This is a genomic window from Stenotrophomonas maltophilia, from assembly GCF_023518235.1.
In the GTDB taxonomy this organism is placed as follows: domain Bacteria; phylum Pseudomonadota; class Gammaproteobacteria; order Xanthomonadales; family Xanthomonadaceae; genus Stenotrophomonas.
In genome coordinates this window covers 72007-92872 of the sequence record NZ_CP090423.1, presented here as the reverse complement: position 1 = coordinate 92872, position 20866 = coordinate 72007, and the positions used below count along the sequence as shown (strand labels likewise).

The following is a 20866-nucleotide window of genomic DNA, read 5'->3' as shown; positions in this document are numbered from 1 at the left end:
GCACTCCATGACATCTCGCGTCGCACTGGTCACCGGCGGAACCGGCGGCATCGGTACCGCCATCTGCCAACGCCTGGCCGACCAGGGCCACCGGGTCGCCACCAACTACCGCGACGAAGCCAAGGCACGCGCCTGGCAGCAGGCCATGACCGAGCGTGGCTACCGCGTGGCGATCTTCCCGGGCGATGTCTCCGATCCGGACAGCGCCGAAGCGCTGGTGCGCGCGGTGGAAGCCGAGCTCGGCCCGGTCGAGATCCTGGTCAACAACGCCGGCATCACCCGCGACACCACCTTCCACCGCATGCGCGCCGACCAGTGGCACGATGTGATCAACACCAATCTCAACTCGGTGTTCAATGTCACCCGCCCGGTGATTGAAGGCATGCGTCGCCGCGGCTGGGGCCGGGTCATCCAGATCAGCTCGATCAACGGCCTGAAGGGCCAGTACGGCCAGGCCAACTACGCAGCGGCCAAGGCGGGCATGCACGGCTTCACCATCTCGCTGGCCCGCGAGAACGCCGGCTTCGGCATCACCGTCAACACCATTTCGCCCGGCTACGTGGCGACGGACATGGTGATGGCCGTGCCCGAAGAGGTGCGCGCCAAGATCATCGCCGACATCCCCACCGGGCGGCTGGGCAAGCCGGAAGAGATCGCCTACGGGGTGTCCTTCCTGGTGGCCGACGAGGCCTCGTGGATCACCGGCAGCAACCTGGACATCAACGGCGGCCACCACATGGGCTGGTAAGCCGCGCAGGGGCCTGATGCGGCGTACGCCGGCGGCCCCTGCCGATGGTCATGCTGCGCAACACGCAAACCCTTGTTGCGCAACATGATCGCCCCTGAAAGCCAAGCCTGGCGGGGGCTGAGGCGGTTGCAACCGCTGCTGCACTGCGCCATGCTGCGCATCTACTGTGACGAGTGACCGCTTCAATGGCTGCGACCCGCATCATCAAGAAGTATCCGAACCGCCGTCTCTACGACACTGAGATTTCCAGCTACATCACCATCGAGGACGTGCGCCAGCTGATCCTGGACGGTGAAGACTTCGAAGTCCGCGACGCCAAGAGCGGCGACGACCTCACCCGTTCGGTCCTGCTGCAGATCATCGCCGACCAGGAACAGGACGGCGAACCGATGCTCTCCACCCAGCTGCTCAGCCAATTGATCCGTTTCTATGGCGATTCGCTGCAGGGCTTCATGGGCAATTACCTGGAGCGCAGCATGCAGGTCTTCCTCGACCAGCAGCAGCAGTTCCGCCAGCAGATGGGCAACCTGCTGGGGCAGACCCCGTGGGCGATGATGAACCAGCTGACCGAACGCAATCTGGAATTGTGGCAGGAATTCCAGCGCAGCATGGGCACCGGTTTCGGCGGCCCGCGCCCGGGCGGCACCGGCACCGGTACCGGCAACAAGCCGAACGAACCGGGAACCGGCACCGGCGGCAAGACCCGCCGCTGAGCCACGGTCCGGGCCGGAACGAGAACGGCGCGCCCCTGGCGCGCCGTTCTCGTTTTGTGGTTCAGCGGCGAGGCGTCAACGTTTCGCCTTGCACCCGGTGCACACGCGCTCGACCTTGTAGCCCTTGGTCTTCAGCTTCTCGACCACGCCGTCGCTGCCCAGCAGGTGCAGCGTGCCCACCACCACCAGCGTGCCGCCCTGCCCGGCCTGCAGGTACGGCACCAGCCTGGGCACCCATGCGTCGTTGCGCCCGGTGTTGATGCGCTGATACAGCTGCGGATACTGCTGGCGCATTTCCGCCGCCATCTTCGTCCACAGCAGGCGCTCATCACCGCGGCGCCACGCATCGTGCAGCTGGCGTGCCTGCTCGTCAGCCTTGCCGGCCTGGTCCAGTGCCTCGGCCAGCATCTGCCGCTGCTCCTGCAGCGTCATGCCATTGAGCGTGCCGATCTGCGTGTCGATGTCCTCCAGCCCTGCGGTCTTGCGGCCGGTCTTCTGCGCGCGCTCCATGAAATGCCGGTCCAGGCCCAGCGCCGGGTCCAGCCCCAGCTTCTGCATCTGGCCCACTGAAATGCTCAGGCCGACAAACCACGGCTTCATGCCCTGCATCTGTGCCAGCGGCAGCTGGTTCTCGGCGGCAAAGGCCTGCAGCTTCTGCCAGGTCGCGGCATCGAGATCGCGCTTGAGCTCGCTGCCATCGGTGCGGGTCGCGGCCTGCACCATGCGGCTGACCAGCTGCGGCGACTGCATGTCTTCCGGTGACAACTCGAACACCACCCGCTGCGAGGCCTCGAACGCCTGCTCGACATCGGCCGACAACGGATAGTCCTGCGGCTTCAGCAGATGGAACGACCCCAGCAGGTACAGGCGCGCATCGCCCGGGCCAGTGACTTTCCACAGCAGCGGCACCGGCGGCTTGGCGGCAGCTGCGGTTCCGGCAGGGGTGGACGGGGCGTCACGGGCCGGGGCCAGCGGCGCGATTGCGCAGGCCGCCAGCAACAAGGTGGCGCGGAACAGGTGTCTGATCGGCATGGTCAGCCTTCTCCTTCAGGCAGGTGATAGGCCTTCTCGCCCGCTTCCACGCGCAGGTCGAGCCGGTTTTCCGGCGGCGCCAGCGGACAGGTCGCGTAGGCGGTGAACGCGCATGGCGGGTTGTAGGCGTGGTTGAAATCGATACGCACCGTACCGTCGGCTGCGGGCGCGTCGGTATCCAGGTAACGACCGGCCGGATAACTGCCGCGGCCGCTGCTGCGGTCAGCAAAGATCAGGAACAGCGGTTGGCCGGGCGCGCCGATCGCCTCCAGGCGCCAGCGGCGGCCATCACGCTCGAATTCGACGGCGCCGGCATTGGGCATCTGCGTGGTCAAGCCGGTGATGTCGACGATGGGCAGGGTCTTGCCCGCCGGATGCGCGATGAAGCGCGCCTGCACCTGCCAGTCAGCGCCACCGGGCCAGTACTGCAGGCCGGCGAAATCGCGGCGCGCAGGTGCGTCGGCATGCTTCACCCGCAGTGCATCGCGCGGACCACGGCGGATGATGCTGAGCTGGCCCTTGCCACCATCGAAGGCGAGCAGGGTCGGCTGCGGATCCTTGTCGGTGTCGACCCGGATGCGTCCGCGCACCGGTTGCCCGTCATGGCTGACCTCGGCGCCCGCTTCCGGCGTGAACCACCACTGGCTGCCTTCCCGGCGCAACAGACCGAGCTTTTCCGGACCCACCGCCAGGCGGATGCCATTGGTGGCCCCGCTACCGACGAAGTGCGATTTGTTCTGCAGCCAATGCAGCCCCACCAGCGCCGTCCAGCCATCGGCCCGGGTCAGGTCCTGATAGCGCGCCACGCGCCACTGCTGCTGCGCGGCGGCAAACGCCGGATCCTCCACCGCCGCCGGTGCCGGTGGTGTCGCCGGGCTGCAGGCGGCCAACATCCAGGCGACCAGCAGGCCACTCATTGCCCAGTTACGCATCGATGCTCCCCTCAACGTCCGCGCAGGAACCAGCGGTCGATCTCCGCCAGCGAAAAACGGGCCCAGGTCGGTCGGCCGTGGTTGCACTGGCCGGACCGCTCGGTGATTTCCATGTCGCGCAGCAGCGCGTTCATTTCCGGCACGGTCAGGCGCCGGTTGGCGCGCACTGCGCCGTGGCAGGCCATCGTCGACAGCAGTTCGTCGCGCGCGCTGGCCACGCGCCGGCTCTGGCCATGTTCGCGCAGATCGGTCAGTACATCGCGCAGCAACCCTTCCGGCTCGGCATGGGCCAGCAGTGCCGGAAGGCTGCGTACGTGCAGCGCCCCCGGGCCGGCACGGGTCACTTCGAAGCCCAGTGCGGCCAGCGTTTCGGCTTCACTCTCCGCGGTGTCGGCCTCGCGTTCGCCCACCGCCAGCGTGATCGGCACCAGCAACGGCTGCGACTGCAGGCCGATGCCATCGTGCGCATTCTTCAGGCGCTCATAGCCGATGCGCTCGTGCGCGGCATGCATGTCGACCACGATCAGGCCTTCGGCGTTCTCGGCCAGGATGTAGATGCCGTGCAGCTGCGCGATCGCATAGCCGAGCGGCGGTACGCCGGCGTCTGCACGGGTGACCGGCAGGCCGTTCTCGGTCGGCATCGGCGGCATCGGCGCCGCGCGCTCGGCACCGGCCGGCGTGGCGTACAGCGCCGCATAGGCCGCTGGCGCATCGGCCACCTGCAGCCCCAACGGTTGCTGCGGGCGCCAGCCGGAGAAGCCTCCACTGCTGCCGCCCGAACCGGCACCGGGCGCAGGCCCGCGGACCAGGCCGAAGCCGGATGCGCCCACGCTCGAGGCCATCGGTGCCGCTGCGGTGTCGGCCGGGTGCGCAGCGCCTGCACCGATCTCCTGTGCCGACACACCGGCACGGGTCTCGGCCAGCGCATCCTTCAGGGTGCGGTAGACGAAATCGTGCACCAGCCGCGAATCGCGGAAACGCACCTCATGCTTGGCCGGGTGCACATTGACGTCGACGCGGGTCGGGTCCAGCTCCAGGAAAAGCACGTAGGCCGGCTGGCGGCCGTGGTACAGCACATCGCCGTACGCCATCTTCACCGCATGGGCAACGCTGCGATCACGCACCGAGCGGCCGTTGACGTACAGATACTGCTGATCGGCACTGGCGCGCGAATAGTGCGGTTGCGCGATCCAGCCGTGCAGGCGCAGGCCGGCACCGCTGTGGTCCACGCGCACGGCCTGGTTGGCGAAGTCCTCGCCCAGCGTCTCGGCCAGACGCGCATCGGAATACAGATCACCCGGCTTGTAACGACGCGAGGCCTTGCCGTTGTGCGACACGCGCAGCTCGACGTCCGGTCGCGCCAGTGCCAATGACCGCAGCCATTCTTCGATATGACCCAGCTCGGTGCGTTCGGCGCGCAGGAACTTGCGCCGCGCCGGCACGTTGTAGAACAGCTCGCGCACTTCCACCGTGGTACCCGGTGCATGCGCGCGCGGGGTGACCTCACCGATCTTGCCGCCTTCGATCTGCAACGCCGAGCCGTGTTCGTCATGCGCGCGGCGCGAGGCCAGGGTGAAGCGGCTGACCGAAGCGATCGACGGCAGCGCTTCACCGCGGAACCCCAGTGTCGCCACCGATTCCAGATCGTCCAGGTCGGCGATCTTGCTGGTGGCGTGGCGCGATACCGCCAGCGGCAACTGCTCCGGTGCGATGCCACTGCCATTGTCACGGATGCGGATCAGGCGCACACCGCCCTCTTCCAGATCGATGTCGACGCGGCTGGCACCGGCATCGATCGCATTCTCGACCAGTTCCTTCACCACCGACGCAGGACGCTCGACCACTTCGCCAGCGGCGATCTGGTTGATCAGGATTTCCGGCAACGGCCGGATCGGACGCGGGCCGGGCGCGCTCATGGGAGAGGATGGGCAGCAGACTTCATGGGTCGATGATAGCGGAGCCACACGCCCGCCGGGCATGGCCCGGCGCTACCCGGCACGCGGACCGGCTTACTTGCTGCCGCCTGCCATGGTGCCGGCTGCGTCGATCTCGGCCTGCGCACGCGCCGCGTACAACGTCCCCGGCGGCGGCTGCCGGCTGAAGAAGGTATGCACGCCATCGAGCACGGCGCCGGCGATCTTGCGCTGGTAGGCCGGGTCGATCAGGCGGCGCTCTTCATCCGGGTTGGAAATGAACGCGGTTTCCACCAGCATCGCCGGCATGTCCGAGGTGCGCAGCACCGCGAAGTTGGCGCGTTCGATGTTCGGTTTGTGGTTGTTGCCGATCCGCTTCAGGCCCCCCAGCACATGCCCGGCCGCGTCTTCGGAGGCCTTCATGTAACCGCTCTGGGCCAGGTCCAGCAGCACATTGGCCAGCGTGCCTTCGGTCTGCTGCAGGCGCACGCCACCGACCAGATCGGCCGCGTTTTCCTTGTCCGCCAGCCAACGTGCGCGCTGCGAGGACGCGCCCTTGGTCGATAGCACATACACCGACGAACCGGTTGCCGAGCGGTTTTCGGCGGCATCGGCGTGGATCGAGATGAAGATGTCGGCCTTGTTCGCACGCGCCTTCTGCGCACGCATCGGCAGCGGGATGAAGACGTCGCTGTCGCGGGTCAGGTAGGCCTTCAGGCCGGGCGTGGCGTTGACCTGGCGGGCCAGTTCGCGGGCCACCGCCAGGGTGACATCCTTCTCACGCTTGCCGGTCGGGCCGATCGCGCCCGGGTCCTGGCCACCGTGGCCGGGATCGATCGCCACCACCAGATGGCGCATGCCCGGCTGCATGCGGATGCGCGAGGCATCGCTGGGCATCGCCGGGCGTGGCGCTTCAACCGGCGCCGCTGGCGCCGGTGTGGGAACGGTGGCCGGCGGCGTGCTCACCACGGCAGCGGTGCGCTGGCCGGCGAGGATCGCGGCTGGCGAGGACGAAGGGGTACTGCTGGCCGTGGTCCCTGCCGCGGCGACCTGGACCGGCGCGGTGGACGGTGCCGGCGTCGGCGCGGCGGGCGCTGCAGCCGTGGCGCTGGCCTGCTGCTGCACCTGTGCAGTCAACAACGCGGTGGCGCGTGCGGCATCGGTACGCGACTGCGCACTTTCGGCCGCGCTCGGGGCCGGAGCGGTGGTCGGCGCCGGAAGTGTCGGTGCCGGACGCTGGGCGGCCACGGCCGGGCCATCGCCCGGCCACTCGATCACGAGCTTGGATTCGTTGCCCTCGCGCTGCATCTGCGGGCGGAACGGCGCCACCGATTCGGCAAGGTCGAACACCACGCGGAACGTACCCGGCACCGGCTGTCCGGTGCGCACGGCCGTGACCACGCCCTGTGCGGCCGGCATCTTCAGGTTGCGGATGGCGCTGGAGTCGGGGAAATCGACCACCAGGCGGTTCGGACCGGCCAGCGACAGGGTCTTGTAGCCGCCGCTGCCGACCAGCGAGATCTCGGCGCGGGTGCCGGTGGCACCGGTGTTCAGCAGCACCTGGCGGACTTCACCAGCCCACGCACTGACGCTCGCCAGACCCAGTCCGACGGCGGCACAGATGGCGATGAGACGGTTCCCCGGGCGCATGGCTCAGGATTCAATCACCGCGCTGAACGGAATGCAACACCTTTTTCCTTAATAATCCGTAACCTGCCGGTGTTTGTTCTCGTCAGCCGGCAGAAATGGCCTGCAAGTCGCCCCCTTGCGGGAGCCGTTGCAGCCATTCACGACCGATGTCGCTTGCCGCGGTGAGACGGACCCGACGGCCGTGACCCTCGATCTCCAGCGCCACCACCAGGTCGGTCGGCGGCAGCGCGCCGGCACCGCGCTCGGGCCATTCGACCAGCCACAGCACCGCACCGCCCTCGTCCAGGCCGAGGAAATCCAGCTCGCCGGCCTGACCGATCCGGTACAGGTCCAGGTGCCAGGCCTCGCCGCCGCTCGCCAGTGGATAGCGCTCGACCAGGGTGTAGGTCGGGCTGCGGATCGCGCCCTGCACGCCCAACGCGCGCAGCAGGGCGCGCGCAGTAGTGGACTTGCCGGCACCGAGGTCGCCGCGCAGTTCGACCAGCGCCTGCGGCGGCCGGCTGGCCGCCAGCCACTGCCCCAGCCGTTCGGTGGCGTCGCTGTCGGCAAGGAAGAAGTCAGTCATGGGGAGTGTTCCGGGTTGGCCAGTCGCCGCAGCGGCGCCAGCAGGTCGGTGGGAAGCAGGCCGCGCGCGCCTTCGGCCGCAGCGGCATCGCCGGCCAGTGCGTGCAGCAGCGCGCCGGCGGCGGCGGCATCGAACGCGCACAGGCCCTGCGCACGCAGACTGGCAATGATGCCGGTGAGCAGGTCGCCCATACCACCGACGGCCATGCCGGGGTTGCCGGCGGCGATCAGTCGCGGCAGCTGCGCGGGCGCGGCCACGATGCTGCCCGCGCCCTTCAGTACCACCACGGCATGGAAGCGCTCGGCCAGCGCCTGCGCACTGGCATAGCGGTCGGCCTGGATGTCGGCAGTCCTGCAGCCCAGCAGACGCGCAGCCTCACCCGGATGCGGGGTGAGGATGGCCTCGGGCAACGCGTGCGGGTCCTGCGCCAGCAGGTTCAGCGCATCGGCGTCGACCACCAGCGGCTTGCCACAGGCCAGCGCCCGCGCAGACAGCGCCCGCGCCCATTCGTCCTGGCCCAGCCCCGGACCGATCGCCACCACCCTGGCCCTGTCCAGCAGTGCGGGCAGCGCATCGCCGTCTTCCAGCGCGTGGCTCATCGCCTCGGGCAGGCGCGCCAGCAACGGTGCCACGTGATCGCGACGGCTGCCGACGCTGACCAGCCCGGCACCTGCGCGCAGCGCGGCGGCGGCGGCCAGCATCACCGCACCGCCGCTGCCATGGTTGCCGCCAATGCACAGCACGTGGCCGGATTCACCCTTGTGGGTATTGGCCCGGCGAGGTGGCAACAGCGCCGGCAGACGCTCCCCCGTCCAGCGCTGCGCGCTGGCGGCAATGCCGTCCCAGGCGGCGTCAGGCAGTTCCAGCGGCGCCAACCGGCGCTGGCCCACGTGTTCCAGTGCATCGCCGGTGTACAGGCCACGGTGGCAGGCGATGAACTGCAGTGTGACCTCGGCCTTCACCGCCCCCCCCGGCACGCGACCGTTATCGGCGTCGACGCCACTGGGCACGTCCAGCGCCAGTACCGGTGCCGTTGTGCTGTTGAGCGCCTCGATCAGCGCCAGGGCCTCGCCCGCCGGCGCCCGGTCCAGGCCAAGCCCGAACAACGCGTCCACATACACCTCGGCCGCCGGCAGCTGGCCGTCGAACGCGACGACGCAGCCACCTGCCGCCGCAAAGTCCGCCGCGGCCTGGCGGGCCAGCGCCGTGGCAGGTGCCTTGCCCGGCAGCGTGACCACCTGCACCGGGCGTCCCGACCGCAGCGCATGGGTGGCCAGCACGTAGCCATCGCCGCCGTTGTTGCCGGCGCCGACCAGCACGCACAACGCTCGGGCCTCGGGCCACTGCTGCAGCAGGCATTGCCAGCCGGCCAGGCCGGCCTGTGCCATCAGGCCCCAGCCACCGTCACCGGCCAATGCCGAGGCGCGCGCATCGAGCGTGCGCGCGGCGGCGGTGTCGAACAGAAGAGAGAGATCGGGCATGCCGGGATTTTATACTGGTGCTCATGTCCCCCGTCCCCGCCCCTGTCGATCCGGCCCAGGCCGTGCAGCGCATCCGCGAACTGGCCCGTGCGCATGGCTTCCAGCGCTGCGGCATCGCCGGCATCGAGCTGGGCGAGGATGAAGCACACCTGGCCGACTGGCTGGGCCAGGGCCTGTACGGCACGATGGACTGGATGGCGCGCCACGGCACGCTGCGCGCGCGACCGGCCGAGCTGCTGCCGGGCACGGTGCGGGTGATCTCGGTCGGCATGGACTACAGCCACAAGGACGATACCGAAGCGTGGGCCACCCTGGCCGACCCGGGCCGTGCCTATGTGGCGCGCTACGCGCTGGGCCGCGACTATCACAAGCTGATGCGCAACCGCCTGCAGAAGCTGGCCACGCAGATCAACGATGAAGTGGCGCCGCTGGGCTACCGCGTCTTCGTCGATTCGGCACCGGTACTGGAACGCGCGCTGGCGCGCAATGCCGGGCTTGGCTGGATCGGCAAGCACACCTGCCTGATCGATCGGCACGGTGGCTCGTGGTTCTTCATCGGCGAGATCTACATCGATATCCCGCTGCCGATCGACACCCCGGCCACCGCGCACTGCGGTACCTGCACGCGCTGCATCGATGTCTGCCCCACCCGCGCGATCACCGGCCCGCAACGACTGGATGCGCGGCGCTGCATTTCCTACCTGACCATCGAGCACGATGGCGCCATTCCCGAGGACATGCGGCCGTTGATGGGCAACCGTATCTACGGGTGTGACGACTGCCAGCTGGTCTGCCCCTGGAACAAGTTCGCCAAGCGCACCGACGAAGCCGATTTCCGCGCGCGCAACAACCTCGACACCGCGCGCCTGGACCAGCTGTTCGGCTGGGATGAAGCCGAGTTCCTCCGCCGCACCGAAGGCAGCCCGATCCGCCGCAGCGGGCATGAGCGCTGGCTGCGCAACATCGCGGTGGCGCTGGGCAATGCACCGGCCTCGGCCGAGGCGCTGGCCGCGCTGCACACCCGCATCGACGATCCCTCGCCGCTGGTACGCGAACACGTGCAGTGGGCGCTGGCCCAGCACGCCCCGCGCTGACGTGCGATCCTGAGCGCCCGTTCCACCTGCCGCACGCCGTTCCCATGCAGCCACGCAACAACGACATCCTCACCCCCAGCCAGCTCAACACCCTGGCCCGCGACCTGCTGGAAGGCAGCTTCCCGGCGATCTGGGTCGAGGCCGAGCTCGGCAGCGTGGCGCGACCTGCCTCCGGCCACCTGTACTTCACCCTGAAGGATGCGCGTGCCCAGCTGCGCGCTGCGATGTTCCGGATGAAGGCGCAGTACCTGAAATTCGTGCCGCGCGAAGGCATGCGCGTGCTGGTGCGTGGCAAAGTGACCCTGTACGACGCACGCGGCGAGTACCAGATGGTGCTCGACCACATGGAGGAAGCCGGCGAAGGCGCGTTGCGCCGTGCGTTCGAGGAACTGAAGGCCCGACTGGACGCCGAAGGCCTGTTCGACCCGGCACGCAAGCGCCCGCTGCCGGCCCATGTGCAGCGCCTGGCAGTGATCACCTCGCCTACCGGTGCCGCCGTGCGCGACGTGCTGAGCGTGCTCGGCCGCCGCTTCCCGCTGCTGGAAGTGGATCTGCTGCCGACCCTGGTCCAGGGCAGCACGGCGGCTGCGCAGATCACCCGCCTGCTGCAGGCCGCCGATGCCAGCGGACGCTACGACGTGATCCTGCTGACCCGCGGTGGCGGTTCGCTGGAAGACCTGTGGGCGTTCAATGACGAAGCCCTCGCCCGTGCGATCGCCGCCAGCCGCACTCCGGTGGTGTCGGCGGTGGGCCACGAAACCGACTTCAGCCTCAGCGATTTCGCGGCCGACCTGCGCGCTCCGACACCGTCGGTGGCGGCCGAACTGCTGGTACCGGACCAGCGCGAACTGGCCTTGCGCCTGCGCCGCACCGCCGCGCGCATGGTGCAGTTGCAACGGCAGGCGATGCAGCAGGCGATGCAGCGCGCCGATCGCGCCCTGCTGCGCCTGAACGCCCAGAGCCCGCAGGCACGGTTGGAGCTCCTGCGCCGGCGCCAACTGGAGCTGGGCCGGCGCCTGCATGCGGCATTCAACCAGCAGCAGGAGCGTCGTGCAGCCCGGCTGCGGCACGCGGTGGCCGTGCTGCGCGGTCATCACCCGCAACGCCAGCTCGACGCGATGCAGCGGCGCCTGGCGGCCCTGCGCGGGCGTCCGCAGGCCGCAATGCAGCGGCGGCTGGAGCGCGATGCGCTGCGCCTGCGCGGGGTAGCGCGCTCGCTGGAAGCGATCAGCCCGCTGGCGACCGTCGCGCGTGGCTACAGCATCCTCACCCGCAGCGACGACGGTACGCTGGTGCGGAAGGTCGATCAGGTACGGCCCGGCGATGCCCTGCAGGCGCGCGTTGGCGACGGCGTGATCGACGTGCAGGTCAAGTAGAGGCTTGTTCGGCAGGGCTGCCGCCCTGCACCTGCAGAGGCAACTGCAACGGCCGAAGCAACAGCGAATGCGGCGCTGGATTGCTGATGGCCTGGCGGGGCGGTGTGGCTGTGCAGGACACGCCATGAACCCGTCCTTGGGGGCTCGATGGCGCCATCCATGGCGCCAATGGTCCTGCACAGCCACACCGCCCCCCCCGCCCCCGACAGTTTCCAGATGACGGTCGGTAGATCCACGCCATGCGTGGATGAATCTCCATCGGAATCGAATATTTCGAATCAAGATCGAAAAGCATCCACACATGGCGTGGACCTACCGTGCCGACCAAGGTCGACACCTGCCAACAGCAGCAGGAACCTGTCGGAGGCGGGGTGGGTCCGGTTGCGGGGTCGTGAGCCGCATGGATACAGCGACCGAGCCTGCAGGGACGTATTTACGGCGTCCCCCGCAACCGGACCCACCCCGCGATCCCGCAGGAAGCCAGCTCTTGCCGTTGACGTTGCTCTGGCTCGAGGCTTCTGCAGGTGCAGGGCGCAGCCCTGCCGAACACCCTCCTACTTCGCCTGCTCGCAGAACTTCTGCCGGTACTCGAGCGCCTTCGGCATCAGCGCCTGCAGGTTCTGGATGCGGGTGCCCGGGTTGGGATGGGTGGAGGCAAACTCCGGCGGTGCCTGGCCACCGCTGGCCTGGCCCATCCGCTGCCACAACGGCACCGCCTCGCGCGGGTCGAAGCACGCCGCCGCGGCCAGCATCAGCCCCACTTCGTCGGCCTGGGTCTCGTGGCTGCGCGCATACGGCAGCAGGTAGCCGTAGCCCATCGCCGACATCATCATCTGTTGCTGCTGCGCATCCATGCCGCTGGCGGCGCCGGCCACCTGCCCGATCTGGGTCAGCTTCTGCTGCGCCATGCGCTGCGCACCGTGGCGCAACAGCGCATGGGCGATTTCGTGGCCCATCACCACCGCCATCGCATCGCGGGTGCGCGCCACCGGCACCAGCCCGGTATAGACCGCCATCTTGCCGCCCGGCAGGCAGAACGCATTGGCCTGCTCGGACGGAATCACGTTCACTTCCCACTGGAAATCACGCGCAAAGTGCGCCGGCTGCACGCCGTGTTCCTGCGCCAGCGCGGTCTCCACCACATCCACCTTGGCAATCAGTCGCTGCGCGATGTCACGCACGTCGCGCGCGATCGGCGCGTTCGGATCCATCGGCGGTTCCTGCGAGAGGATCTGCTGGTACGCCTGCAGGCCCAGCGCGGTCTCCTGGCGCGCATCCAGGCTGCTGTCGATCATGACCTTTTCGCCGGTATAGGGATCCACCGTGCGGTTGGAAAACCAGTAGAACGCGGCATAACCGGCGGCCAGCAGCAGCACCCACCAGCGGATGTTGCCGAACAGGCCGCGCCGTTGCGGGCCCTGTGGCGAGCGGGAAAAGGGATCGTTGCGCATCGGGCGGTCTTCCTGCTGGCCCCGCCGGCCGGCGGGCACGGCGCAATCTTAGTGCGCCGACGCCTGCAGCGGGTGAAGCCGCTGGCCGATCAGATACCGCGCACCAGGCGGAAACCGATGCGCGCGTTGGTCGTATCCGAATCCTGCGACTGCCGCCAGGCGGCACGGGTCTGCTCGGGCGCGTTGGCCCAGTTGCCGCCACGGATCACCCGCGCGCGGCACCCCGGGTTGAACCAGGCCACGCCATCGGACGGCGCACGCCGGTAGCTGGCATGCCAGCAGTCGGCCACCCATTCGCTCAGGTTGCCCGCCATGTCATGCAGGCCGAAGGCATTGGCCTGGAAGCTGGCCACCGGCGCCGGCCCCCACCAGCCATCACCGTAGCCGATGAAGGCGTTGTGCCAGTGCCGGCCGGAGGGCGACACGTCCTTGCTGCCGGTGAAGTTGCCGCTGCCGGGAGGAGGTGTACCGGCATCTCCCCACGGGTAACGGCCACTGCTGCCGGCACGCAGTGCATACTCGAACTCAGCCTCGCTCGGCAGCCGGTAGCTGCGTCCGGTCTGCTCGGACAGCCACGCTGCGTAGTTCTCGGCATCACGCACACTGACGTGCATCACCGGCGAGTTGCCCAGCGCTCGGCCGCCATCGTAGTCCGAGCGCCAGTCCACGCCACTGCGCCGGATGAAGTTGCCACTGCGCTCGTCATACACCACCGAATGACCACGGCGGGTGGCCCGGGGCCGCGCGTTGGTGGCCTTTACATAGCGCTCGAAGTCGCCGACGGTGACTTCGGTGATCGCCATCGCGAAGCCTCGGTCAAAGCGTACGTAATGCGAAGGTCGCTCCGAATCGGCCGAGCCCGGCTCGGCGTCGCCGGCGCCCATCTGGAATCCACCATGCGGCACCACCACCATCTGCGGGCCGCGCCCGCCATCGCGCATCGCATCACTGAACACCTGGCCCGGGCGGAAGCTGCCGTAGTGCGTGGCCAGGTCGATGCGCTCGCGCAGCTGGGCCACCGCCGCATCACCGGGCAGACCGATGCGCAGCGCCTCGGCCAGCTTCTCCCGCGCCGGTTTCAGGCCCTGCGGCGTGGCCAGCTCGCGCAGGCCGTCGTCGCGCAGCCGCAGCAGCGTGTCCGAGCGGATCTGCTCGATGCGTTCGAACGCATCGGCAATGGTCGGCGACGAGTCACGGACCTTGCTCGCCTCGGCCAGCCAGCTGCCGGCGCTGGCGAAGTCGCGGGCACGCGCGGCATCCTCGGCGCGGCGGATCAGGCCACTTTCGGCCGCCGCCAGACCCTGCTTGGCCCGGCTGTTGTGTTCATCCAGCGCCAGCGCCTCGCGGAAGTTGCCGATCGCGCCGTCCCCTTCCTCGCCGATCCGGTCCGAGCGCAGGTCCTCTTCGCCCGCGCGGTTGTAGGCCACCACGCGCTGGGCCCGTTCCACCCGCCCCTGCAGGGCGCGCACCTTTTCGTCATTGGGCGCCAGCGTCAGCAGCACCAGCGCCTGGCGGCTGGCCTCGGCCAGTGCCTCGCGCTGCTGCAGCGGACGCACCAGCAGCTGGTCGGCCTGCTGCTGCAGGCGCTGGCGCGCACGCTGCAGGCCCTGCCGCGCCTGGCGGTCATCCGGGTCTTCCTCCTGCACCGCCAGCCACAGCGGAATGGCTGCGTCGGCATCCTCGTAGAGCCGCCCCTGGGTGAACGCCTGCTCGGCCGCACGGCGCAGCTGGGCCAGGCTGCGCCCTTGCCGGTCCACGCGCGGCGGCGTCCACTGTTGAACATCCTCTGCGGCGTCCTCGCCGGCAATGGTCACGCGGCCCTGCTGCGGCGGCGATGCCGTGTCGGTGACGCTCGCCTGGGCCGGGCGCACATCGTCGCCGGCGGCCCGCTCGGCGGTCGTCGGCGGCGACGGCGTGCAGCCGGCCAGGGCCACGGCCAGGGCTGTGCACAGCACGGGCGACAACGAAAAACGCAAGCAGAGCCTCCTTCGGCACGGACGCGGACCGACGTTAGGCTATTCTCCCCTGCCTGAGCAAACCCGAGTAGTAGGCCCCCGACCCGTGGCAATCTGGATCACCACCCCCGCCGAGCTGGACGCGTACTTCCAGCAGCGCCCGACCCGCATCGGCCTGGACACCGAATTCATCCGTGAACGCACCTTCTGGCCGCAGCTGGCGCTGGTGCAGATGGCGGTCGGCCAGGACATCCTGCTGATCGACCCGCTGATTCCCGGCATGACCGACGCACTGGTGCCGTGGCTGGCCGACGAATCGATCACCAAGGTGATGCACAGTGCCAGCGAGGATCTGGTCGCGTTCAAGTGGGCCTGCGGCGTGCTGCCGCGCCCCCTGTTCGACACCCAGATCGGCGCCGCACTGGCCGGCATCGGCGGTGGCATGGGCTACCAGAAGCTGGTGGCGGAAATCACCGGGGTGACCCTGGCCAAGGGCGAGACCCGTTCGGACTGGATGCGCCGGCCGCTGTCCGAGTCGCAGCTGCAGTATGCCGCCGATGATGTCGAGCACCTGTTCGCCCTGCATGACGCGATCGATGCCAGGCTGCGGGCGCTGGGGCGCCAGCAGTGGCTGCATGACGATGGCGAGCGCCTGCTGGCCAGTGTCGCCAACGATGAGGATCGCTGGCCGCATCTGGGGATGCGCTCGGCACAGTTCCTCGATGCCGCCGCCCAGCGTCGCCTGCTCCGCCTGCTGCGCTGGCGCGACGTGCAGGCGCGCAACAGCGACCGGCCGCGCAGCTGGATCCTGGACAACGAACTGGCCGCCACCCTCGCACGTACGCCGCCGGCCGATGCGGACGCGCTGGGCAAGCTGTTCGAGCAGTTCCCGAAAGCACCGCGCAAGCTCGCCGGTGCCGTGTGGCAGGCCCTGCAGACACCGTTGGCTGACGAGGCCGACGCACCGCTTGCGCTGCCAGCCAATGACAGCAACAAGCAGGCCCTGAAGAAGCTGCAGGATGCGGTCGCCGAACGCAGCCGCGATCTGGGCCTGCCCGACGGCGTGCTGGCTTCGCGAAAGCATCTGGAGAGCTATCTGGAACGCCGCCAGTGGCCCACCGCGCTGGCCGGCTGGCGCCAGCAGGAACTGGAGTCACGGCTGCAGGCGCTGTTACCGCCACGCTGATTTCGGCAGGCGTCGGGCACATCCGGCGCCTGCGCAGTGGAAATGAGCCCCTGCCACGCTTGTCGGCGTCGGCACGGGCCTGTCCAATAGCGGCCCCGCCATGTTGGATTGCATCAGATGACAAACGGAATTGCGAAGGACGGCCTCTCTGTGGAGGATCTGGCCTGGCGCGCCCAGGCGCGCAGCGCACTGCAGGCGCAGGACTATGCCGCGCTGGATGCACTGCTGGCGCCCCACGAGCAGGTCTGGCTGGACGGCGTGCGACCCTTGCCCGGCATCCGCTGGCGCCTGCGCAACCTGCATGATGCCGAACTGAGCCTGGATGAGCGCCTGCAGCAGGCGCAGCAGTGGGTCGCCGCGGCCCCGCACAGCTACTACGCGCACCTGCGCCTGGGCGCCTGCTGGGAGTCCGCCGCAGGCGCGCTGCGCAGCGCCGACGTCGCCGCGCTGGTGGAGGACAGCCAGTGGCTGGCCGCACGCCTGGCCCGCGACCATGCGGTGCACGCCTACCTGCAGGCGATTCCGTTGTCATCCCGCCCGGCGCTGGCGCTGGATGGCATCAAGCGCATCACCAGCTACCTGCGTGAACCGAACTGGTTGCTTGCACTGCAGGCCGGCCGGCCGGCCGAATCCGATGAGCAGGTGCTGGCCGAGCGCTATCCGCAGGCGTGGCCGCAGGCAGTGCAGATGCTGTCGCGCTTCGGCGCGCCGCTGCAGACGCTGCCCAGCGCGCTGCCCGCGCTGCTGCAGGAGCGCGACCAGGACGATTTCGACGCACCGTTGGCGTACTGGATGCACCTGGTGCTGCAGCAACGTCCCAACGACCAGAGCACCCTGGAAGACACCCTGTACTACCTGTACCCGCGCTGGGGTGGCAGCCACGAGGCGATGGAGGATTTCATCGAAGGCAGCTGGTGCCGTGGCCTGGAGCTGGCGCAGCGCAACGCGTTGCGCTGGTGCAAGGAACAGGACTGGCTGGGCGAGCTGCCGCACCGCGACGATGCCGATGCTGTGGCTGCGCACGAACGTGCCTATGCGCAGATCCTCGACGGGCACCTGGAGCGCTTCGTACGTGCGGAGGTCCTGATCCAGCGCGCCGCGCTCCGCTTCCACCTCGGCCGCATCGAGGAGATCGAAGACCAGGTGCACTGGAACGCCGGCTGCATGCAGGCTGTTCTGGAAGACCTTCAGCAGGCCTGGACGCTGGATCGTGACATGGTGCTGCACGGCGGCTTCAGCGGCCTTGAAGCCTGCACCTGGTTCGCCCATGTCGACGGAGCCGGAGCCCTGTTCGCACAGGTGGTGGACTACGCCGCCCACGAAGGCGATTCGGCGCTCGGCCTGCTCTGGGCGGCTACCGCCATCGAGCACGGCCTGCTGGGCCAGACCGCCGACCCGGCGCGTGCGCAGCCCCTGCTGCAGCGCGCCCTGAAGATTGCGGCGGAACAGAAGACCTCCACGGTCACCTTTGCGTCCAACCTGTTCTGCGATGTCTCGCAGGATGCGGGCCTGTCGCTGCTGCAGCGCATGGCCGACGCTGGCGATGCCGGTGCGATGGCCGCGCTGTGCGACCTGTACAAGGGCCGGCTGGGTGGCCGCGACCAGCCGGACTTCGTGGATGCGCAGAAGGCCCTGTACTGGCAGGAACGCGCCGTGGAGGGCGGCGACCTGATCGCCACCTACAACCTGGGCGTGCGCCTGGTTGCCGCCGGTGGTGCTGACAACGAAGCGCGTGCACGCGAGCTGTACCTGCGCTGCCTGCGCGAAGCCGAGGCCGGCGAACGCGTGTGGGGCCCGACCTGCCGCAACCTGGCCTGCCTGGCATTTGATGGCCAGAACGACGCGCACAAGCGCGAAGCGGTCGAATGCGCCCTGATCCCGCTGTGGTGGCGTGGTGAGGACGACGACAAGCTGTGGGCCGCCGGCTACCTGGCCGACGTCTACCACTTCGGCAACGGCGTGCCGGCCAACGCCTTCCTGGCCCTGACCTGGCTGCAGCGCGCCAGCGAGATCGATACCGGGTACGTGGACGTGGTGCGCATGACGCCGCTGATCAACGGCGAAGGACGCTGGTTCGGCGCCAGCCGTGCGCGCAAACAGCAGGCGCAGGACCGCCAGCAGGTGGACAGCGCCACATGGGCTCTGACCTTCGGCCAGCGCAGCCAGGACAGCGACCTCACTGCGGTCTGACACAACAAAAGGGCGGCCCGGATCACCGGGCCGCCCTTTGCATTCACGCCGAGCGATGGCGGCACGTGCCGCCACCGCGAGCGCGGATTACCAGTTCATGTTCAGCGAGACACCCACGGTGCGCGGTTCGTTGTAGACCGCGGCCATGTAGTTCTCGATCACACCCTTGAGGTTCTTCTCGTTGGTGATGTTGCGCGCGAACAGCGCCACTTCGTAGGCACCGTAGTTGCCCGAGTAGCCGATCTTCAGGCCGCCCTCGAAATCACCCTTGGAGTTGAATTCCTTGCTGTCGTACAGCACGAAGCTGGTGTAACCCTGCTTGTTCCAGTCGGTGGACACGAACATGGTGCCGGCATCGCTGACCGGGAAGTCGTAACGGGCGGCCAGGTTGACGTTGTACTTCGGTGCGTTCGGCAGCGGATTGCCGTCGATCTGCGCGAAGGTGTTGGCACCAACCTTGATGGTCGGGTCATTCACGGTGCACACCACTTGGCCGTTGAGGCCGCAGACCTGCGCGTACACGCGCTTGTCCTTGATCTCGCTGTGCAGCAGGCTGACGCCGGCGCTCAGGGTCAGGTTCGGGATCGGGCGCAGCTCCATGTCCGCTTCAAAGCCGTAGGCCTTGGCCTTGTCGGCGTTGAACAGCACGCCGTTGCCGTCCGAATCGTTGCCGTTGAGCTGGATGTCGTTGACGGTGTAGGTGAACGCGGTGGCGTTCAGGCGCAGGCGGTTGTCCCACAGGCTGCTCTTCACGCCCGCTTCCCAGGACAGGATGGTCTCGGAATCGGCGGTGGTGAAGTCGGCATTGAACACCGCAGAGCGGCCCTGGATGGTCGGGCCACGGAAGCCGCGCGCGACCTTCGCATAGACGCTCACGTCCGGAGTGATCTGATACATCGCGCTCAGATCCCAGCTCGGGGTGGTGTCGGACATCTTGACGTCGGTGCGGCCCTTGTAGGTGACCACGCCGGCGGCGGTGTCGGCGGTCTTCAGCAGGCGGGTGTGCTTCTCGTCCCTGGTCTGGCGCAGGCCTGCGGTGACGGTGAACTTGTCGGTGAAGGCGTAGCTCAGCTGGCCGAAACCGGCCCACGAGGTGTTCTTGTTGCGCAGGCGCACCCAGTTGTTCGGGTTGCGGGCCGCGCCCTGCAGGAACCAGGCGCGCTGGTAGAAATCGGTGGTGTCGCTGCCATTGAAGTAGAACGCACCGGCCTGCCACTGCAGCGCGCTGTCGTCATGGCTGGCCAGGCGGAATTCCTGGGTCCACTGGTCCAGGTCGCGGATGCGGCCCATCGACTGGCCATAGCCGTTGCGCACACCGTTGACCGGGAAGTTCACCGCAGCGCCGCCGTCAGTATCACCACGGCTGTAGCCGGAGGTAGTCTCGTAGGCGGTGATCGAGGTGAAGTCGATCGCGCCGAAGTCGTAGCGCGCCTTCACCGAGCCGCCGTAGGTCTTGTAGGCCTGCGGGTTGTTGTCGGCTTCGTCGTAGGCCACCTTGTCGCGCGCCACGTCGGTCTTGTTCGAGCCCTTGGTCAGCGCGCTGCGCAGGAACAGGGTCGAGGTGCCTTCGTAATCGCGGGCATGGGCCGAGGCCAGGATCGAGAACTGTTCGCTCGGGGTCAGCAGCAGCTGTGCGCGCACGTTGCGGTCATCGAAGCCGCCCATGGCATTCTTCTTCGGGCTGACCGTGCCATCGGCGCTCGGGCCGGTGTAGGTGTTGTCGACGTAGTCATCGCGGTGCTGGTACAGCGCCGACACGCGGAACGAGGCGACGTCGTTGATCGGGCCGCCGAAACCACCGTCGATCGACACGCTGTTGTAGGTCGCATAGCTGGCGCTGACGCGGCCGGTGTAGTCCTGGGTCGGCTTCAGCGTGTCGAACTTGATGATGCCGGCGGTGGTGTTGCGGCCGAACAGCGAGCCCTGCGGGCCGCGCAGCACTTCCACCTGGTCCACGTCATAGACCGGGTTGGACTTCAGTACCACATGTTCCAGCACCACGTCGTCCTGGATGATCGACACCGGCTGCGAGGCACCCAGGTAGAAGTCGATGTTGCCCAGGCCACGGATGTAGAAGCGCGGGAAGATGCGGCCGGTGGTGGTTTCCGCATACAGGCTCGGCACGCGGCCAGACAGCGCCAGTAGCGTGTCATCGCCACCGGCGGTGAAGTCGCGCATGCGCTCGCCCTGCACCACGCCCACCGAGACGGGCACTTCCTGCAGGTTCTGCTCGCGGTGCTCGGCGGTCACGGTGATCGTGTCCAGCCCGGTGGGGGTCGGCGCGCTGTCCTGCCCGGCGGCACCGAAGCTGCCGACCAGGGCCAGACCGGCACAGGCCAGGGCCAGCGGGTGGTGGCGGAAGGAAACGGAGGAAGACGACGTACCCGACAGGCGGCGGGAATCGGTATGGGAGGGCATGCAATGCTCTGAGGAGGCGTCCGTGCGGCCTGCGCGAGCCGGGCGGCAAAAAGGAGGAAAACTGCGCAAGCGGCCATTATCCCCCAAATTGTTACGATTTCGTTGCGCGGCGCCCAAAGCCGGCGAAACAAGCGTTTTCGGCACAGTCAGCCAGCACCGCTT

15 protein-coding genes are annotated in these 20866 nt (G+C 68.5%); 6 read left to right on the top strand and 9 right to left on the bottom strand.

Features of this window, described 5'->3' with window-relative positions:
• The first annotated feature begins 7 nt into the window (after window positions 1-7).
• The gene (gene phbB, locus LZ605_RS00615; RefSeq protein ID WP_249843447.1) at window positions 8-748 is read left to right on the top strand and encodes an acetoacetyl-CoA reductase; all 741 of its coding nucleotides are present in this window, start codon (window positions 8-10) and stop codon (window positions 746-748) included.
• Window positions 749-933: 185 nt separating this feature from the next.
• Window positions 934-1461: a polyhydroxyalkanoate synthesis repressor PhaR gene (gene phaR / locus LZ605_RS00610; protein ID WP_005410391.1), complete on the top strand. Its 528-nt coding sequence runs from the start codon at window positions 934-936 to the stop codon at window positions 1459-1461.
• 75 nt (window positions 1462-1536) lie between these two features.
• Here phaR and LZ605_RS00605 read toward each other — a convergent pair whose 3' ends face one another.
• From LZ605_RS00605 to LZ605_RS00580, 6 genes are all read right to left on the bottom strand, one after another.
• Window positions 1537-2493 carry a TraB/GumN family protein gene (locus LZ605_RS00605; RefSeq protein ID WP_249843446.1) on the bottom strand — a complete coding sequence of 319 codons (957 nt, stop codon included), beginning with the start codon at window positions 2491-2493 and terminating at the stop codon, window positions 1537-1539.
• A gap of 2 nt (window positions 2494-2495) precedes the next feature.
• Entirely contained in the window at window positions 2496-3425 is a 930-nt protein-coding gene (locus LZ605_RS00600) for a DUF1684 domain-containing protein (RefSeq protein ID WP_409460268.1), read from the bottom strand.
• A gap of 11 nt (window positions 3426-3436) precedes the next feature.
• A complete protein-coding gene (mutL, locus tag LZ605_RS00595; protein ID WP_249843445.1) occupies window positions 3437-5341 on the bottom strand; it encodes a DNA mismatch repair endonuclease MutL in 1905 nt (634 codons plus the stop codon).
• A gap of 93 nt (window positions 5342-5434) precedes the next feature.
• On the bottom strand, window positions 5435-6988 hold the full coding sequence (locus tag LZ605_RS00590) for an N-acetylmuramoyl-L-alanine amidase (RefSeq protein ID WP_249843444.1): 1554 nt from the start codon (window positions 6986-6988) through the stop codon (window positions 5435-5437).
• An 82-nt stretch (window positions 6989-7070) separates the two neighbouring features.
• Complete coding sequence (tsaE, locus tag LZ605_RS00585) at window positions 7071-7553, bottom strand: tRNA (adenosine(37)-N6)-threonylcarbamoyltransferase complex ATPase subunit type 1 TsaE (protein WP_249843443.1); 483 nt, start codon at window positions 7551-7553, stop codon at window positions 7071-7073.
• Entirely contained in the window at window positions 7550-9034 is a 1485-nt protein-coding gene (locus tag LZ605_RS00580) for an NAD(P)H-hydrate dehydratase (RefSeq protein ID WP_249843442.1), read from the bottom strand. The genes tsaE and LZ605_RS00580 overlap by 4 nt, the downstream gene beginning before the upstream one ends.
• 23 nt (window positions 9035-9057) lie before the next feature.
• Between LZ605_RS00580 and queG the strand changes: the two genes are divergently transcribed.
• Together queG and xseA are read left to right on the top strand one after the other, a co-directional pair.
• On the top strand, window positions 9058-10128 hold the full coding sequence (queG, locus tag LZ605_RS00575) for a tRNA epoxyqueuosine(34) reductase QueG (RefSeq protein ID WP_249843441.1): 1071 nt from the start codon (window positions 9058-9060) through the stop codon (window positions 10126-10128).
• A gap of 44 nt (window positions 10129-10172) precedes the next feature.
• Window positions 10173-11504 carry an exodeoxyribonuclease VII large subunit gene (gene xseA, locus LZ605_RS00570; RefSeq protein ID WP_249843440.1) on the top strand — a complete coding sequence of 444 codons (1332 nt, stop codon included), beginning with the start codon at window positions 10173-10175 and terminating at the stop codon, window positions 11502-11504.
• Between the two features lie 554 nt (window positions 11505-12058).
• Here the strand turns inward: xseA and LZ605_RS00565 are convergent.
• Entirely contained in the window at window positions 12059-12955 is an 897-nt protein-coding gene (locus LZ605_RS00565) for a M48 family metallopeptidase (RefSeq protein ID WP_249843439.1), read from the bottom strand.
• A gap of 89 nt (window positions 12956-13044) precedes the next feature.
• Entirely contained in the window at window positions 13045-14931 is a 1887-nt protein-coding gene (locus LZ605_RS00560) for a formylglycine-generating enzyme family protein (RefSeq protein ID WP_249843438.1), read from the bottom strand.
• 85 nt (window positions 14932-15016) lie between these two features.
• Between LZ605_RS00560 and rnd the strand changes: the two genes are divergently transcribed.
• Together rnd and LZ605_RS00550 are read left to right on the top strand one after the other, a co-directional pair.
• Entirely contained in the window at window positions 15017-16096 is a 1080-nt protein-coding gene (gene rnd / locus LZ605_RS00555; protein ID WP_249843437.1) for a ribonuclease D, read from the top strand.
• Between the two features lie 117 nt (window positions 16097-16213).
• Complete coding sequence (locus LZ605_RS00550) at window positions 16214-18286, top strand: DUF4034 domain-containing protein (RefSeq protein WP_249843436.1); 2073 nt, start codon at window positions 16214-16216, stop codon at window positions 18284-18286.
• 87 nt (window positions 18287-18373) lie between these two features.
• On the opposite strand, the gene LZ605_RS00545 is transcribed toward LZ605_RS00550, so the two are convergent.
• The gene (locus LZ605_RS00545; RefSeq protein WP_249843435.1) at window positions 18374-20704 is read right to left on the bottom strand and encodes a TonB-dependent receptor; all 2331 of its coding nucleotides are present in this window, start codon (window positions 20702-20704) and stop codon (window positions 18374-18376) included.
• Window positions 20705-20866 lie beyond the last annotated feature (162 nt).